Origin of the sequence: Acinetobacter gyllenbergii CIP 110306 = MTCC 11365, assembly GCF_000413855.1 — a bacterium.
Classification (GTDB): domain Bacteria; phylum Pseudomonadota; class Gammaproteobacteria; order Pseudomonadales; family Moraxellaceae; genus Acinetobacter; species Acinetobacter gyllenbergii.
The window spans coordinates 57,596-75,861 of sequence record NZ_ATGG01000049.1; the positions used below are offsets into that span (position 1 = coordinate 57,596).

Annotated in this window: 14 protein-coding genes and 1 pseudogene; 8 read left to right on the plus strand and 7 right to left on the minus strand. The window is 41.3% G+C overall.

The features are described from left to right. The 3 genes and pseudogenes from F957_RS02220 to F957_RS02215 form a co-directional block, all read right to left on the minus strand. Entirely contained in the window at positions 1 to 1,413 is a 1,413-nt protein-coding gene (locus tag F957_RS02220) for a hypothetical protein (RefSeq protein ID WP_016543282.1), read from the minus strand. Next, a pseudogene (locus F957_RS20900) lies at positions 1,410 to 4,125 on the minus strand (type VI secretion system Vgr family protein). Before F957_RS20900 ends, F957_RS02220 begins: the two are co-directional and overlap by 4 nt. A 275-nt stretch (positions 4,126 to 4,400) precedes the next feature. Further along, positions 4,401 to 4,934 carry an Mpo1 family 2-hydroxy fatty acid dioxygenase gene (locus F957_RS02215; protein WP_016543279.1) on the minus strand — a complete coding sequence of 178 codons (534 nt, stop codon included), beginning with the start codon at positions 4,932 to 4,934 and terminating at the stop codon, positions 4,401 to 4,403. Positions 4,935 to 5,040: 106 nt separating this feature from the next. On the opposite strand from F957_RS02215, the gene F957_RS02210 reads away from it, so the two are divergent. Beyond that, on the plus strand, positions 5,041 to 5,745 hold the full coding sequence (locus F957_RS02210; RefSeq protein WP_016543278.1) for a Crp/Fnr family transcriptional regulator: 705 nt from the start codon (positions 5,041 to 5,043) through the stop codon (positions 5,743 to 5,745). 203 nt (positions 5,746 to 5,948) lie between these two features. Beyond that, complete coding sequence (locus F957_RS02205; RefSeq protein WP_016543277.1) at positions 5,949 to 6,266, plus strand: hypothetical protein; 318 nt, start codon at positions 5,949 to 5,951, stop codon at positions 6,264 to 6,266. Positions 6,267 to 6,394: 128 nt separating this feature from the next. On the opposite strand, the gene F957_RS02200 is transcribed toward F957_RS02205, so the two are convergent. Together F957_RS02200 and F957_RS02195 are read right to left on the minus strand one after the other, a co-directional pair. Continuing rightward, positions 6,395 to 6,898, minus strand: coding sequence for a hypothetical protein (locus tag F957_RS02200; protein ID WP_016543276.1), 504 nt, complete (start codon positions 6,896 to 6,898; stop codon positions 6,395 to 6,397). A 9-nt stretch (positions 6,899 to 6,907) separates the two neighbouring features. Continuing rightward, the gene (locus tag F957_RS02195; RefSeq protein WP_016543275.1) at positions 6,908 to 7,372 is read right to left on the minus strand and encodes a hypothetical protein; all 465 of its coding nucleotides are present in this window, start codon (positions 7,370 to 7,372) and stop codon (positions 6,908 to 6,910) included. A 187-nt stretch (positions 7,373 to 7,559) separates the two neighbouring features. Between F957_RS02195 and F957_RS02190 the strand changes: the two genes are divergently transcribed. The 4 genes from F957_RS02190 (at position 7,560) to dapC (ending at position 13,218) form a co-directional block, all read left to right on the plus strand. Next, entirely contained in the window at positions 7,560 to 7,949 is a 390-nt protein-coding gene (locus tag F957_RS02190) for a tautomerase family protein (RefSeq protein ID WP_016543274.1), read from the plus strand. Between the two features lie 121 nt (positions 7,950 to 8,070). Then, a complete protein-coding gene (gene purT, locus F957_RS02185; RefSeq protein ID WP_171068331.1) occupies positions 8,071 to 9,288 on the plus strand; it encodes a formate-dependent phosphoribosylglycinamide formyltransferase in 1,218 nt (405 codons plus the stop codon). A gap of 71 nt (positions 9,289 to 9,359) precedes the next feature. Continuing rightward, on the plus strand, positions 9,360 to 12,023 hold the full coding sequence (gene glnD / locus F957_RS02180) for a [protein-PII] uridylyltransferase (protein WP_016543272.1): 2,664 nt from the start codon (positions 9,360 to 9,362) through the stop codon (positions 12,021 to 12,023). A gap of 25 nt (positions 12,024 to 12,048) precedes the next feature. Continuing rightward, positions 12,049 to 13,218 (plus strand): succinyldiaminopimelate transaminase, encoded by a 1,170-nt coding sequence (gene dapC, locus F957_RS02175; protein WP_016543271.1) that lies wholly within the window; start codon positions 12,049 to 12,051, stop codon positions 13,216 to 13,218. A 46-nt stretch (positions 13,219 to 13,264) separates the two neighbouring features. Here dapC and F957_RS02170 read toward each other — a convergent pair whose 3' ends face one another. Next, on the minus strand, positions 13,265 to 15,481 hold the full coding sequence (locus F957_RS02170) for a TonB-dependent receptor (RefSeq protein ID WP_016543270.1): 2,217 nt from the start codon (positions 15,479 to 15,481) through the stop codon (positions 13,265 to 13,267). Between the two features lie 189 nt (positions 15,482 to 15,670). Next, positions 15,671 to 16,288 (minus strand): LysE family translocator, encoded by a 618-nt coding sequence (locus F957_RS02165; RefSeq protein WP_016660622.1) that lies wholly within the window; start codon positions 16,286 to 16,288, stop codon positions 15,671 to 15,673. 152 nt (positions 16,289 to 16,440) lie between these two features. Between F957_RS02165 and F957_RS02160 the strand changes: the two genes are divergently transcribed. Beyond that, complete coding sequence (locus F957_RS02160) at positions 16,441 to 16,893, plus strand: Lrp/AsnC family transcriptional regulator (RefSeq protein WP_016543268.1); 453 nt, start codon at positions 16,441 to 16,443, stop codon at positions 16,891 to 16,893. Between the two features lie 182 nt (positions 16,894 to 17,075). Further along, on the plus strand, positions 17,076 to 18,266 hold the full coding sequence (locus tag F957_RS02155; protein ID WP_016543267.1) for an efflux RND transporter periplasmic adaptor subunit: 1,191 nt from the start codon (positions 17,076 to 17,078) through the stop codon (positions 18,264 to 18,266).

Here is an 18,266-nt window from a genome sequence, read left to right on the forward strand (position 1 = left end):
TTATTGGGTCATCCATTCTATACTACGATCAGCGCCAATACCTATAATCTCACCAATCTTTCCTCCTATTATTCCCCCACCTATCCCCCCAGCAACAGCACAAGCACCGATAACAACTAATCCAATCCCACCCGTTCCAACCCCGATAACTAAAACCGCAGCGGCTGCACCTAGAGAAGCCCCTTTTACTCCCCCATAAATACTCCCTCCTAGCTTTAAGGGTTCTACTAAGACTGCTTTTCTAATTTTTTTATTCTCCCCCGTCTCAGTTGCTTGGTAAATATTAATTCCAGCTTCTGCAATTCCGACACCAATCATAAAGTTACCACCTTGTTTAAGAACACTAGTCACACGTCCAACCTCATTCATATTCTTTAAATAGGCTGGCAATCCACCTTGATAGTAAGCACTCTTCACAAATGCCGTACTTCTCAAATTTTTTCTTAAATTTGATGTTTGTATTCCTGTATCCCACTTAAACATCCTTTGGGAAATGCTATTTTCAAAATCTTTCAGCAATGCTGAGTTGGCCGCTTCAAACTTATTAAAGTGTTTAGGATTAGCTAAACGCGTTTTCTTCTGATGTTCTTGGGCATAATTTTTTACTAACTGAGAATAAGCCCCCAAAGTTCTATTTTTAGTTTCCTCAACAAATAATAGTGCCCCGTCTACTGTATTTTTTGCTGTTGTTGCTAGCATCGTACCAGTACCATCAACATTTTCTATAGGTTTGTGGCTAAGACCAACATAATCCTCACTTATTAAGGAGTTATAAAAAAATTCATAGTTTTGTGCAAAAAACTCGGCATCAAAATCTTTATCCTTTTTCATTTCCACTAAGTTTTTAAATGCATCTTGAGCATCCTTTTTATATTTTGGAAGCTCTTTTGCTGTGGTTGAATTTGAGAGAACAATGACCATTCCAGGTGACAATATTCGAATAGGCACGATATTCGAAATATGTGGGTTGTTTGCCCGTAGTATATCCCAATCTGATGCGATTAAAGGCCTCTTAAAAACTCGTTTAGACCAGTCATGCATGGTTTCTGCCTTTTTAACCAGATACCAAGCAACTTCCCCATCATCTAAATAAATTTCCTTAATATTCTGTTTCACCTTCTGCGTTAGTTCTGTTGTCATTTTAATGGTAAAGGTACTATGCGTTTTCTTATTGGGATAAGCTTGTACAGCAATTTTTTGTAGGATTTCTCCACGGAAATAAACAGCATAAATCAAGGAGGTATTTAAATTATATATTTCAGTCCAACCTGTTAAACCCTGCTCATCAAAATTACCTTCAAATGTTGTTGTTTTCTTAGTCGCATTATTAATCACAAAGAATTTATAAGTTAAATCTTTCAATTTGAGAGGGGCTTGAACACTGAGCTTTAGACGGCTGAAATAGGTACTCATAGTTGATCTCCAGAATCTTCTTCTCCAGCGTGCTCAATTTCATTCATTATTACTAGAGTCGTAATTTGTTGAGCAGATGGCGATGTTTTTAGCTTCATAAATCCTTTTTGATCAGTTTTTCCCTTTTGAACATTTCCCTCTTCATCAAATAAGATGTAAGGTTTATCAGCCATGACCTGACTTTCTTTATTTTTTACCAAGTATTGTAAAACATAAGGATTTTCTACATCGGGTAATACTGAAATAACTGTATTTACTTTCGCCCCACCCATAAACACATGCTGACCTGCTTTTACCTCAAATTTGCCACCTGTGGTCGCGACAATGCCTGAATCATTCAGTTTCAGTTGAGAATCTTTGCCTGTAATCACAATTTCTTTTGCACTAATGATTTCAACCCGATCTTCAGTCGAAATAATTTGAATGCCTTGTTTAGAGAATAAATCTATGCCATCCGTTTGTGCATGGACTTCAAACTTCCCCTTCGCCGCAACCTGTTTAATCCCTGTTTGGGCAGCAAACAAACTGATCCTGTTTTGTGCATGGGCAATCAGATTTTTTTGTGTACTCAGATGAATACTCTCGCCAGCGATCTGATTGATCTGTCTATCCGCCGAGATATGAATATCTTCATGGCTACTCAGGCCAATACCTTCGGGTGAACTCAGTAACAGCAATGCTTTATTGAACTTGGCAATCTTTATTTCGATCTGTGCAGCGAACGCTTTTAACTGAGCCAGTGATTCAAGTTCATCGGTCTGCTGATTTTTGGCGACCTCACTCAGTGCTTGGGTATTATTCTGGTTCGCTTCAAGTTGCTGTCTGGCTGACTGTGCATCCAGATGTTCAGCTTGTGCATGATCTTGCTTATGGGTTGAAAGCAATAAACCCTCTCCCGCACGTACTGCGCCCCATAAATCGGTACGCAGTTCAAAGCCCTCACCACGGTCTTCGCTTTCAACCTTGTTTTTTGGATGACAGAGCTGACCGAGATTTAATTGACTGGCGGCATGGCTACTTTGCAGTTGTGCACTGATCTGCCCTGTGCTGTCATCAAAACGTAGTTGATTAAAGCCTTCACCTTTATATTCGCGTGATCGAATACCTGACAGTTTTTTGGTCTCAGGAAGTTTTCCTATTTGATCAAACTGTGTGGGTGAACGCTGCGCTTCATGAATCCTCCCCAGTACAAAAGGGCGGTCAAGGTTGCCATCAAAGAAGTCAATGACCACCATTTCACCGACGCGAGGCAAGAACCGCGCACCAAAACCTTCGCCAGCCCAAGAGGTCAGGACATCGACCCATGCTGAGTCAGTATCATCATCGTTGGTTCCTGCACCACCATCATGGCTATGGTCTTCTGTACGGGTAAATAGAAAACGAACTTTTATACGCCCCCATTCATCCACATGGATTTCCTCTCCTTCAGGGCCAACAACTCGAGCTCGCATTGGGTGAGCAGTTGGCCTATGAGTTAAGGGGTTATATTCAGGTACGATTTTGATATTACGGCGTTGTAGTGTCAGTTGATTTGCCTGACGTTGTTCAGAGCCAATATTCTGTTGTTGCCACTGACTCTGGTTGATCAGATCTTGGATCTGTTGGCTTAGGTCTTTCGGAAGATTATTCTGACTATAAAACTGCTTGGCAGTGATCAGGAATTGCTTATCATCTCCTTGGTGTTGATCTATTTCAGGGTGTCCTGCCAGTTCAAACCAGTACCCGACATGGGCGTCTCGAACGGTGCTATTCGCCACAAATTGCTTTGCTTGTAAGTCGTGGTATTGCCCAATCTGCTGATTCAGCTTTTCAATTTGCGCATGACCTGACGGTGTTACACCATCTTCACCCTTTAGGTCCTGCATCCATGCTGGACTGAAATGCCATGCATCTTCGAGTCCAAGTGAGGCTACATCATCGCCTTCACTGTGCTGATGTTTGCTTTGAACACTACCTGCTCCGTCCTCTTGTTCCAGTGCATCGGCTTGCCAACGCTGGATATGCACGGCGGTCGGCTGTAAGCTGCGTTCTTCGCGCTAGGGCTTGATAGTGGCTATTGTCATCAATCAAACGTAGTTTTTGCGCTTGGATTGGACTTTTGCTAGTCGGAACAATAAGCTGGGCTTCGTCAATCACCCAGCTCATCCCTTCACTCCGCATCAAAAATGTTAAAAACTCTGCATCGGTCTGATTATGTTGCATAATAAATGGACGTACATCATAGTCTGTGCGCAACCCACTTAAATCCAGTGTCAAGCTTGAAGCAAATAATGGGCTTCTTTGTTGCCATTCCTTAAATATGACTTGCACCACCTCACACACGCTTTTATTCATAAATACGCGAGAGTTTCGCCTTTTATGCCACAGCGCGGTTGGATCTTCTAAAGTCAGTTTATAGAGGCTTAAACTGCCGTCAGATAGGCCTTGTGATGCTTGGGTGATAATCCCAGTGACACGGCTAAGCTGCCCCTGATCAGTCACTGTATCTATCGCAGCCTGACTGCCAATGAATTGCTTGAGCGGAATGGTAGCATCCGTTGACAGACAGATTAGTTCAGCCTTGAGTCCTTGATTAAGGCCATGAACGCCCTCAATATGCTGCAAAAAAATTTGAGGATTTAAACTCTGATTTGCAAACTGAATATGAATGGCACGTTTATGTGCAGTCAGTCCTATTTTTTCCAACAGGAATTCAATATTATTTAATCGCATATTAATCTTGTTATATAAAAATAAATCCATTTAATTATTTATTGTAGTTCAGCTCACTGTCTTTTATTTGCTACTTTAGGACATTTTATAAAACAACTTATTCCTTTATTTATTCAAGATAAGATAATCTAATTTTCGATGTATTCTTTATTTTATAGCTTAGCTTTCAAGCTATAAATTTAATTCGGATTAAAATAAATAAACTGCATAAAAAACCCCTAAAAATTAGACATTTTCAGAGGTTTTATGCAGGACTTTTAGATCCAACTGGCAATTTAAGATACTGTTTGTGGCTTCATATCCATTTCAGCACGTTTCATTTGTGCCTCTTTTAAAATGCGCTGATGTAAGGGTTTACGGAATCCAAGCAAGAACACAAATTCAGCCAGTACAAATAATGGCCCAATGGCTAGACCAATCACATCATCGACAAAAGCTGGTTTTTTCTTCTCAAAATAGTGACCCACGAATTGGAATGCCCAACCCACCACAAAAATACCGATACTGGCGCCTAACCAACTCCACATTGGTAAAGCCGCAATATTCACAGCCAATGGATATGCCAAGACCAATAAAATCAGCATCAAAAGACCGAATAGCTTATCCAATGAAATATAGTAAATGCTGCTTAGAATGATGAGCAACATGGCTAAAGTAATTGAAAAGCCCGAAATTTCCACGCCAGCACGTGCCGTTAAACATAAAATAGAAAAAACAATTAAGGGAATACCCACAAAATGGGTCACAATATTATTTCGATCTAAGTGATAAGCCGCATATTGGCTAAGTAGACGTTCCAAATTTGTCATTTCTCATTCCTCATTTCATTTGTTTATACTGTTAATCTATAAGAAATATTGCAGCGAAGTTGTCATGTAGCTGACAAATGGACTTATTTTTAATCAAGGAACAGCCGTGTTAGATCGTGTTTATATTCAACATTTGCAGCAAAATTCATGGTTTAGTCATCTGGCAGAACCCTTTCAAAACTTTATTATTCAACATGGCAAAAAGCATATCATTGAAAAAAATGCGGCGGTGTTTAAGGCTCAAGATATTTTTGACGGTGTTTACGGCGTACTGGAAGGTTCTATTAGCTTGGGCTATATCGATGTGAATGGCAATGAAGCCATTGCTGCAATTGCTGAACCGATCATGTGGTTTGGCGAAATTTCCTTAATCGACCAACAACCGCGATCACATGATGCGGTTGCTTTAAAGAAGAGCGTGGTACTGCAAATACCCGCCCAAGCACTGCATGATTTTTTGCTCCAAAATCCGTATTACTGGTATTACTTTGCCTTGCTGACCAGTCAAAAATTACGCTATGTATTTTTAGAACAAATTGCGATTCAAACCCAAAGCATCAGTCAGCGTCTGGCACAACGCTTATTGTTTATTTTAGAAGGTTATGGCAATCGTGCACTTATTCAGGATTTTAGTATTCAAATCTCTCAAGACCAGTTGGCCAACATGCTGACGGTATCTAGACAGACCATCAATCAGGAACTGAATCAGTTTGAGAAACAAGGCGTGATTCAGCTTGGTTTTAAAAAAATTGTAGTGCTGGACTTAGAGCGCCTCAGAATATTGGCAACCGCCAGTCACCTAAAAGCGTAAGTATAATACTTTGTATTTAAAATGGATAAGCACAGCATTTTTTGCAATATGCTTTTAAGCTTAAACATAAATTAAAAGATAAACTCTCACTATAAAATACTACTGATGCTCTAAAATATTTCACAAAATCAGTCTGCTTTCGTCCTCTCAACACGCATACATTAAAGCTAAGCACTATCGCTTACCCGATGCAGATGACAATCATGAGAAAAATTGCAACGATTTTAACAGCAGGCCTATTTACCGTACTCAGCGCTAGCGCATTTGCCTGCCCAAAAGGAACTCAAATTCAAGGTGGTACAGGACCCAATCATAAAGGTGGCAAATGTGTTGCAACAACTGTGGTAAAAACTAAGAAAGAAGCAACCAAGACAACCGACACTGCAAAACATGACATGACGAAAATGAAAGAAACAGCCAAACACGATGCAATGAAAGCAACCACAGATACTAAAAAAGTGGCTAGCACGACAGCAAGCAAAGCCAAACAGGAAGCCGCAAAAACGGTCAAAACCTCGTAGTAGTCGTCAGATAACTTTAACCATAAAAAAGCGAGATCATTGATTTCGCTTTTTTATTGAAATGACATCCTGTCATTCTGTATTCAAGCTCTACATCTAAGCTGGGATAAACTCCAAACGAGATGATTTTAATGTGGCGCTTGGGTCAATTTCATTTTTTTCACAATATCATTAGCCTGACGCAATTGCTCCTGAGCGGGTAAACGATCATCTATCAGGAAACACCATAATTTTCGATCTGAAATAGGTCTGTAAACCCCTTGTATAACCGTTGTAGGCTGTCCATCAATCATAACGCCTAAACCAATCATCTGATTAAATAGACCTTGATCTTGACTTTGCGTATTTCTATTGGCCAACTGATTAAACTTTTTCTGTGCAGAAGCCGAAATTTCAATTTCAACAACAGCACTTCCTTCAACAAGAATCGCCTTTGCATTCACTAACTCATTGGCAGTAAAAAAGGGAGACAGACTCACAAATCTATATGAACGATCATTAGAAAAATGTACAGGCTTCGTCTTCGGCATTTGCACCTGATAGGCAAGATGAAAATCTACTTGGGCATAACTGGGGTTTATTCCCAACAGACCAAATAGAATCAAGAAAACCGATAAGATACGAAGATACATTTTTCACTCCTACTTTGGAGAGGTATTGCCTAACGCAGGATTATCAATTGCATCCTTGCATTGCGCTTTATCACGTTCATAATCAGCCTGCTTTTGAGTCGATGCATTCGCCTTGTCTTTTACCTCACGTGCCCAAGTATCCAAGCTGGTCAGTGCTTTACGGCACAGGGCATATTTCCCTTCTGTCACTGAATCAGTCATTTTGACATTGATACGCCAATCAGTACTGAGCTGGCGTAGCGGTTTTCTGACTTTTTCTTCAATCTCGGTAGTCTGTTTATTGTAAACAATCGGATCGATGTCATTAATCAACTTCCATGCCGCATTAGCATAGGTGGTGGCATCATTATTGAGCTTCGGCGCAGGTTTGATTTCGACCTTTTCTTTTGGTTCATTACTTGAGTTTCCACAAGCAGCCAATAAAAAAGTACTGCATAACAAGATTGCAGCTATACGAGAGTTTGGATGAGACATAGCAAATCGCCGAGGAAACAATTGCACATTATGCTAGTCAATTTGGGAATAATTCTCAATGCTTGTTACTTATTTACTCAGCAGCATACCTTTTACTCTAAACAATTGATTTTATATTCTTGTTCAGCATAAAGTCAGACTTGCTCATATATAAAAAATTAAAACTTCAAGAAGGAAGAAAACCACCATGTCACAAATCAAGATTTATGCCTTACAACCCACGATTGAGCAGTTTAGGCATCAACTTTCACATGCCATACATCAAGCACTGGTGGAAAGTTTAAATTATCCCATCGAAAAGAAATTTCAGCGTTTTATTGCACTAGCGAAAGAAGACTTTATTTATCCCAATGATCGTAGTCCGCACTATCTGATTATCGAAATTTCGATGTTTGAAGGCAGAAGCATTGAAGCAAAAAAAAGCTTGATTCAAAGCATTTTTACTTATGCCGAACAGCAATGTGGAATTTCCCCCCAAGACATTGAAATCACAATTTTTGAAACACCGAAATGTAATTGGGGAATTCGTGGACAACATGCAGACCAGTTACAACTCAATTATCAGGTCAATGTTTAAACAGACAAATACGGTACTAAGTGCTATTTTTTGTCTAACAAAAAGCATGTTTTTTTATGGTGTATAAGCTTAATTCAGTAGAAAGTTCTGCTATGCTTAAACACAAATTACTCAGGATAGGATTATTCGCATGAGCGTCACTCTAGGAACTCCACTTCAATCTTCTGCATTTAAGGTTTTACTGTTAGGTTCTGGAGAGCTTGGTAAAGAAGTTGTGATTTCTTTACAACGCTTGGGTGTCGAAGTTCATGCTGCAGATCGTTATGATCATGCGCCTGCCATGCAAGTCGCACATTATGCTTATACCCTGAATATGGCTGATCCAGCCGAATTAAAACAACTGATTGAAAAGATCAAACCTCACTTAATTGTTCCAGAGATTGAAGCGATCGCGACCGAAGTGCTCGTTGAAATTGAACAGAGCCAAACTGCAACAGTGATTCCATCGGCTAAAGCAGTCAATCTCACTATGAACCGTGAAGGAATTCGCCGTTTAGCTGCTGAAGAGCTTGGCCTACCCACCTCTGCTTATCGCTTTGCCAATACACTAGAAAGCTTCCGTGCTGCATGTGATGACATTGGCTATCCAAACTTTGTAAAACCTGTGATGTCATCATCAGGTAAAGGTCAATCTCGCGTGAAGAGTTTTGATGAAGTGGATGCGGCTTGGGATTATGCAATGCAAGGTGGTCGCGTCAATCAAGGTACGGTGATTATTGAATCACAGATTGATTTTGATTTTGAAATTACCCTACTTACCGTTCGTGCTAAAAACCCTGAAACAGGTGAAATTGAAACACATTTCTGTGATCCAATTGGCCACCGTCAAGATGCGGGTGACTATGTAGAAAGCTGGCAGCCGCAACCGATGACAGCTGTTGCGCTACAAGAAGCCAAACGCATTGCCAATAAAGTCACTGTTGCTTTAGGGGGGTGTGGTATCTTCGGAGTGGAACTATTTATCAAAGGCGATAAAGTCTGGTTTAGCGAAGTTTCACCTCGTCCGCATGACACGGGTTTAGTGACTTTAGCTTCACAATTCCAAAGCGAATTTGAACTACATGCACGTGCGATCTTAGGTTTACCTGTCAATACAGCTCGTCATAGTGTGGCTGCAAGTGCCGTGATTTATGCAGGCGTAGATGCCAAAAATCTGAGTTTTACTGGCTTGAATCTTGCATTAGCCAATCCAAACACTGATCTACGTCTATTTGGTAAACCTGAAGGCTTTAAACGCCGCCGTATGGGTGTAGCAACTGCTCGTGCTGAGACAACCGATCTTGCACGTGAATTGGCACAACATGCCGCAGACCAAGTGAGTGTACAAACCAACGCTTAAGACGACCTTAGGTGATTATCATTACAACTTCCCCTCAAATCTAGAGGGGCTTTGATAGAAGACTCAGCTTTATGATCAAGACCTCTCCTTTGTTGAACTACGTCACCAGTCTTCATGATATTCAAGCCATTAACCAATGGCGTACGGATGTAGAAAAGCAATTACAGGAGAGTTATGAAAATGGGCAGCCCATTCGCGATGTGATTGGCGCGCGTTCTGATTCGATTGATGAAGCTTTGATCTTTCTTTGGAACCACGCAGGTCTAGATCAAACTGAATTGGGCTTATTTGCAGTCGGTGGTTATGGCCGCCATGAGATGCTGCCTTATTCAGATACAGATATCATGATTTTATCTGAAGATGAAATCAGCGAAGAACAAGAAAAACTGATCTCTACCTTTATTTCCTCGTTATGGGATGTCGGTAATTTCAAACCAGGCATCAGCGTACGTACCATTCAAAACTGTGTCGAACAAGCCATTAATGACTTAACTGTTGCCACTACCTTGATTGAAGCTCGTCTCATTACCGGCAATCAGCAATTAGCCAAATGGCCACGCCGTATTGTTGCGCAAACATGGACGGATCAAACTTTCTATGATGCCAAAATGGCTGAACAAGCCAAACGTTATGCGCAACACAACAATACCGAAAGTAATTTAGAACCTGATATTAAAAATGCCCCAGGGGGTATCCGCGATATCAACCAGATCGGCTGGATTGCCAAACGTCACTTCCGTGTCAATCGTATTTATGATTTGGTGCATTTGGGTTTTATTACTGAGTTTGAATTGGGTGTATTAGAAGAAGCGGAAAGTTTCTTATGGGAAATTCGCACCCATTTACACCGTTTAGCCAAACGCGATGAAAACCGTTTATTATTTGAATATCAACGTGATATAGCAGCAAAATTTGGCTATGTGCGTGAAGAAGGCCAACCTGTTAATTTTGCCGTTGAACAGTTCATGAAGCGCTACTATCGTACCGCGCAGCAAGTTTCAACGCTGAATGAAATGCTACTCGCCTATTTCAATGAATCGGTGATTACTCCACGTCTAGCTGATTATGAACGTCACATTATCGAGATTAATGAGCGTTTTAAAATTGTCGATGGAAAATTGGCTGTTCAACATCATAAAGTATTTTCAGAAGAACCAATTGCCATCTTAGAATTGTTCTATCTGTTGGCAAATCGTCCTGAAATTACTGGGATTCGTGCCCGTACCTTGCGCCTGCTGGTGCTTGCTGCAAAACGGATTGATCAACGTTTCCGCGATAATCCCGAACATCAAGCACTGTTTATGTCGATCATTCGCTCGCCGCATTTATATGACACCATGGTGGCAATGAAACGTTATGGCGTGTTGGGGAATTACATTCCTGCTTTTGGACAGATTACAGGTTTGATGCAATACGACCTATTCCATATTTATACGGTCGATGCGCATACCTTATTATTACTACGCAATTTAAGTCGCTTTAAAGAACCGGAATTTGCCAAAGAATTCCCAGTGGTCAGCTCTGTGTTTCAGCGTATCGCCCGCCATGACATCGTGTATATGGCCGCGATTTTTCATGATATTGCCAAAGGTCGTGGTGGTGATCACAGTGAACTTGGTGCACTGGATGCGATTGAATTTTGCCGTACCCATGGCTTTACCGAACGAGAGTGTAAACTGGTTGCATGGCTGATTAACAATCACTTATTGATGTCTCTTACTGCACAGAAAAAAGATATTTCGGACCCTGATGAAGTCAAAGACTTTGCTGAAAAAGTCGGCGATATGGAGCATCTCGATTATCTTTATACCCTGACGGTTGCCGACATTAACGCAACCAATCCGAAACTGTGGAATACATGGCGTGCGTCTTTGATGCGTCAGTTGTATACCTACGCACGTGATGTGATTCGTTCAGGCTTGGGTCGTCCGGTTGATTATCAAATGCTGATTGAAGATACCAAATTTGCTGCCAGTGAACTCTTGGTCAATGACTTCTCTCTGGCTGAAGTTGAGAAAGTTTGGCAAGAGCTGGGTGATGAATACTTCGTCAAAGAGTCAGCCAATGAAATTGCTTGGCATACCCAAGCAATTTTACAACACGGCGATAATCCAGAACCTTTGGTGTTATTACGGGCGCATCGTAATGCTGCCGATGATGCGGTTCAGATCTTTATCTATACCCGCGACCAACCAAACTTGTTTGCCACCACGGTTGCGGTGCTGGATCGTATGAACCTTGATGTTCAAGATGCTCGCATTATCACCGCCTCAACTTCATTCAGCTTAGATACTTACTTAGTGCTTGACCGTTTTGGTACCTTGCTGACTGATCCGGATCGCGAACGCAAAGTGAAAGCCGCTTTGGTCGATGCTTTAAGCCATTCAGATCAATATCCGGGGATTATGCAACGCCGTATCCCACGTCATTTGCGTCATTTTGATGTGCAAAATACTGTAGATATTGTCCTAAACCCGACGTTACAGCAACACATGGTTGAAATTTCAACCCTCGACCATCCAGGTCTACTGGCGCGTATTGGTGGTTTGTTCATGCTGCAAGGTTTGGATATCCATTCTGCAAGAATTGCCACGCTGGGCGAACGTGCAGAAGATATTTTCTTTGTCACTAAGAAAAATGGTGTCTTGCTCAGCGATGAAGAAGTGAAAACTTTTGCGGAAAGCTTAAAAGCCGCTTTAGATGAAGCATCGAATCAAATTTGTAATCCATCTTAAATTTTATTGTTTGGTAACTGTTTAAATGAACTCTAGCTTGTCGTTATTGCATCCCTATCCTTTTGAAAAGTTAAACCAACTTTTTAAAGATGTGCAACCTGCCAATTTACCGTTGATTCCTTTATCAATTGGTGAGCCTAAACATCCTGCGCCAGAGTTCGTCAAACAAGCGATTATTGATAATTTTGCCCATCTATCGACCTACCCGAACAGTAAAGGTCTGCCCGAGCTGCGCCAAAGTATCGCACAATGGCTCAGCAATCGCTTCAAGTTGAATCATATTAGTGCAGAAGATCATATCCTGCCTGTTTCTGGTACACGTGAAGGCATTTTCTCTTTTGTACAAGCTTTGATTAAGCGTGAAGATGTACCCTATGTGGTGATGCCAAATCCGTTTTATCAGATTTATGAAGGTGCAGCCCTACTTGCAGGTGCAAAACCCTATTTTATTAACTGTACTGAAGAAAATGGTTACTTAGGTGACTTTGATGCTGTCCCAGCGGAAGTCTGGGAAAAAACAGCCTTACTGTTTGTGTGCACGCCAGGCAACCCGACAGGAACGGTCCTGTCAAAAGAACAGTTTAAAAAGCTGATCGCACTGTCTGATCAATATGATTTCGTGATTGCATCGGATGAGTGTTATTCGGAACTTTGGTTTGATCAAGCGCCGATTGGACTTTTAGAAGTTTGTGCCGAAATGGGCCGTGATGATTATAAGAATTGTATCGTGTTCCATTCCCTGTCTAAACGTTCAAACTTACCAGGCATGCGTTCTGGTTTTGTTGCAGGTGATGCGGCTTTATTAAAACCATATCTGCAATATCGCACCTATCACGGCGCTGCAATGCCAGTACAAAATCAGTTGGCTTCAATTGCGGCATGGAATGATGAAGCACATGTTGAAGAAAACCGTCAGCAATATCGTGCCAAGTTTGATTTATTCCAATCAGAACTTGGTCATTTATTGCCATTACAAAAACCAGATGCAGGCTTCTATTATTGGCTAAAAGTGGACAACGATGAAACTTTTGCCAAAATGTTGATGGAAAAAGCGCACATCAAGGTTTTACCAGGCCGTTATCTGTCTCGTGACACAGAACAAGGTAATCCGGGCGAAGGCCATGTCAGAATGGCACTGGTTGCAGATTTGGCACAGTGTGAAGAAGTGGTCAAACGGCTGAAAGCAATTCTATAAATAAAAAAAATCCCCGAATATTCGGGGATTTTTTTAAATCAACACATTAGAAATCAAAGCTTGCACTGAGCATAAAAGTACGAGGTAAGCCTGCATTTAAATAAGTATTTGAGGTTTTCGCATTACTTCCAATATTGTCATAGCCACCGACTGAAGCCCAATATTTCTTATCAAAGACATTATTGATGCTTAAGTTAAACGTCGTAGGAACCTGATTAAATTGGGTTTTATAACTTGCACCTAAATCTAAACGCGTCCAATCTCCCACTTTCAGGGTATTAGCATCATTGGCATAGCTAGAACCTGTATAAACTACACGACCATTCACCGCAATATCCTGCTCGATTGGTAATTGCCAATCAGCACCTAAATTAGCTTGGAATTTTGCAACACCAATTTCCTGATTACCATTGTATTTAGCTTCAGGAGTTTGCTTTTGTTTTGCATCTAACCAAGTCACACCACCCAATATTTTGATTGAATCAGTGAGCTTCCCATAACTGCTCAACTCAGCACCGCGATGCACATATTTTCCGCCATCAACAAAATAATTGTTCTGGTCGACAATCCCTTTTTGTTTATCAATATCAAATAAGCTGAGCGTTAAACCAATCTGATCATTTTCAAATTTCGCCCCCACTTCTTTCTGCTTTGCAACAAATGGCTTAAGCACCGTTCCTTTGTTTGCAACCGTTGATGGCGCTGAAAGTCCTTTTGCCAAAGACTCGATATAGTTCGCATAGATCGAGATTTCAGGGGTTAACTTATAACTGACGCCAAGCGCAGGGGTAAACTTGCTTTCATCATAACTGGTTTTATCAGAGGTGTTGTAAGTATAGCTATCTTGCATAATTTGTTGATAACGCCCACCCAACATCACTGTTAAACGTTCATCTAATGCTTTGAGATTATCGCCAATGGCGATACTTCTTAAACGTGTACGCGTTGTTAATTTCGGTGCATCTAATTGATTGCCTTTGAGTGCGCTACTCGAATATTCAGGCTTTCCATACTGTGTTGGTCGATAAATATTTCCAGCAAATGTATTGGTGTAATCCATCACATAGGCATTACGGCTATTCTGCTGGAACGCAGAACCTGATAACACAAGATTATGTTCAATCGCACCTGTATTCAACTTCGCACGTACACCGATTTCGCCTGTGTTCACCATATCTACACGTGCATTATCAAAACGATAGGAAGTGCCATCACCTGTTGCTGCATTGGTCAGTGTGAAATTCGCCAAGCTATTGTTTTCTTCGCCATGGCGGAAACCATAGGCAGCATAAGCCGTCACTGCATCAGTTAAATCGTATTCTGCACGATAGCTACCAAACACATCTTCTTCATTGGAATAGGTCCACTTTTGCGCATAATTACTTGAGGAATCAATTGGTTTAGGGATGCTCGTCACGCCACTTAAAGTAATATTTGGGCGTGTTGCATCTAAGCGGTTATTGCTATAGCCCATGTCACCAGACAAACGTAAACGATTACCACGATAATCCAATCCAATCGAAGCTAGACCCAACGATGCTTTTTCATCATCTACACTGGTATTGCCGCCACGATATGCTGTATTTACACGTACCCCGAACTCTTGGTTTTCACCAAAACGACGGGAGATATCATTTGCAATTTGTCCACCATTAAAATCTGTGCCTACAGTGACTCTGTTTAATGGTTCATTCGCTGCACGTTTTGGTAATAAATTAATTGTACCACCAATACCACCACTACTTGGTGTAGCGCCATTTAAAAATGCAGATGCCCCTTTTAACAACTCAACGCGTTCAAACAATTCTGTAGGGATATATTGACGGGGTAGAATCGAGTACAAACCATTATAAGCAGTATCATCAGAACCTAAAACAAAGCCACGAATATAGTAAGATTCCTGAAAATTACCAAAACCTCTCGCAACTCGCACACTTGGATCGGCCTGTAAAACATCCCCTACACTTTTAGCTTGGCGTGACTGAATATATTCATTGGTATAGCTAGTCAGATTAAAAGGTGTATCCAGATTTTTTTGATTACCAAAAATCCCAACTCGACCACCGCTCGCGACTTGTCCACCCGCAAAAGGCTCCGTTAAACCATCAGCCGAGGCATCTGCACTTGCAGTAATCCGAATGGTGTTTAATGTCACCGCTGTATCGGCTTGAGCACTTTGTTGTGCCTCATCCGCAAAAACAGCTGTTGTCCCCATTGAAGCACATGCCATCATCAGCACTAATGGTTTAAGTTGTCTACCCATGATCTTTATCAGCCGACTTAAAAAATCGCATAATAAATGAGAATTGCTACGTTTTACACTATTTTTTACCTATATGTGCCACTGTACAATTTTATGATTTTTAAAACCCGAACCCTATTAAAATTAAGATCATGAATTCAATGATGATAAATTTAAAGCTTTATAAATAGGCAGAATGGAACATTTATTTTAAATTTGCCCAATAAATAGAATTGCTGCGATGAGCATCATCAGTCCGCCCGAAATACGACTGACTGCTTTTACTGCACGCGGTCTGCTTCTAAGTAATTTCTTGGCTGCTATCCCGACAAACATATACACCACAGCACAACTGATTAAATGAATGAGCCCTAGCAAAATAATTTGTACCGTTGGTGAAAATGCCATTTGTGGATGAATAAACGGTGGCAACAAGGCAAAAAACAACAGTAAGACTTTCGGATTTAAGCCACTAATTCCCACCCCTTTAATCAGCCATGAACCTGCTGAATCAAGCGATTGCGTAGCATCGGTCTCAGTTGAAATGGTCGCTGGATGTATAAATAGATTGATGCCCATCCATAACAAATAACAGGCTCCCATGATCGTCATCGCAGTGAGTAAAATCGGATAATGTTGCACCAAAGCGCCCACACCTGCTGCAACACATAAGATCGCCATGAGATGCCCAAACACTAAACCAGTGACGGCATTTAGAATAAATTTACCTTTGATACCTGCAAGAATGACATAAGCCCAATCGGCGCCAGGTGTTAATACGAATAAGATCGAAACGCACCAAAAAGCAAAAATCACACTAAGTTCCATAAGCAAAGCCCTTCCCACATCGACAATATGACCTTTGATCGTTTTCTTTTTCACCATTTGGTGAAGATTGTTGAGAAAGGATATGCTTTAATGGTGAAAATGTTATTCCAAATACTTCTATATCTTCAAAGCCCGAAGGGAGATTCTTCTAAATGGATCGCATTGATAAGAAAATTATTGCTGAACTACAAGCAAATGGGCGATTATCTATCACGGAACTGGCGGAAAGAATCGGTTTAAGTCTGTCACCTTGCCATCGTCGTGTTAAAGCATTGGAAGAAAGTGGAGTCATTAAGGGCTATCATGCCGATCTAGAGGCTTCAAAAATCGGCCTTAATTTTTCGGCGATCATCTTTGTCACCTTAAAAGATGGAGATAAAAAGGCCCTGTCTGCCTTTGAAGAAAAAGTCATTGAAATTGCCAATGTCATTCAGGCGCAACGTTTATTTGGAAATCCAGATTATTTACTGCATGTTGTGGCTAAAGACTTGGCCAGTTTCCAAAAACTCTATGATGACAGCCTGTCTGCCTTACCCAATGTCCAGCGTTTGACCTCAACCATTGTTATGAAAAACGTGGTCTCCAATCGTTTACTGCCACTCTAAAGCAGCAGTTCGCCTTTATGCCAGCATAAGAGAGTGGAATTGAAGCGTTTCACACTTTTATTCTACTGAACAGCAATATAGATAAGTGACCTTATTAATTTTTTTATCTGTCTATGGGCGATTGAGCAACTGTTGAAATCTTCGTCTATACTTAGCCATCAAAACTTGATGACTATGGAAAGATGACTTCACAAACTCCCAAGAAAATAAAGAAAAAGGGTTGGCTCATTTTAGCAATCATTGCTGTATTTTTAATTGCTGCAATCGGGATTTGGCGGATTGGAACTGCTCAAAAATCAACGGTGACTGAAAAGCAAAAAAATACTAATCCAACTGCACAGAAAGCAGCACTCACCGTGACCGTGGTTTCGCCGCAACAACAAAACTGGCAACAAACCTTTACTGCCAATGGCAACATTGCGGCATGGCAAGAAGTGGTGATTGGCAGCGAACTCTCAGGCCAGCGCCTCACCCGAGTGAATGTCAATGTCGGCGATGAAGTTCGACGTGGTCAAGTCTTGGCTGAAATTAATAGTGAAACTATCCGTGCAGATTTGGCAGCAGCCAAAGCCAGTTATGCCGAAGCACAAGCTGTCCTAGCTGATGCGATCACCAACAATAAACGTATCCAGCAATTAAAAAACACAGGCGCAATTTCAGCGCAAGAGTCTACTCAGTATCAAACCTCTCAAGCCACTGCTCAAGCACGGCTTGATGCAGCCAAAGCACAAATCGAAAGTAATCAATTACGCTTAGCACAGACTCAAGTGGTTTCACCAGACAATGGCGTAATTTCAGCCCGCACAGCCACAGTCGGTTCTCTTGCACAAACTGGTCAAGAACTGTTCCGTTTGATTCGGGATCATCGTCTGGAATGGCGCGCGGAAGTCACCACATCAGATTTGTATAAGCTCAAACAAGGCATGACCGCACATATTGTTTCACCTGACCCTGCGCAACCTGCAGTGACAGGTAAAGTCAGAATGATTGCACCTGTGATTGACCCACAAACTCGTTATGGCTTGGTCTATGTGGATATTCCAACCACACAGGCTGTGCGTATGGGCATGTTTGTCAAAGGCGAATTCGATTTAGGTCAGAAACTTGCATTGACGGTTCCACAAACAGCTCTACTGTTGCGTGATGGTTTTTCCTATGTCTTTATTGTGGGTGAAAATAATCGTGTTTCACAGCAAAAAGTCACTGTTGGTCGCCGTTTAGGAGATCGTGTCGAACTCTTGAATTTACCCGCGAATGTAAAAGTGGTCTCTTCAGGTACAGGTTTCTTGGCAGATGGCGATCTGGTCACGATTGCCAAAGAAATTCCTGAAACACCACTGAGCAAACAGCTCGTAACTACACAGGAGAAATAG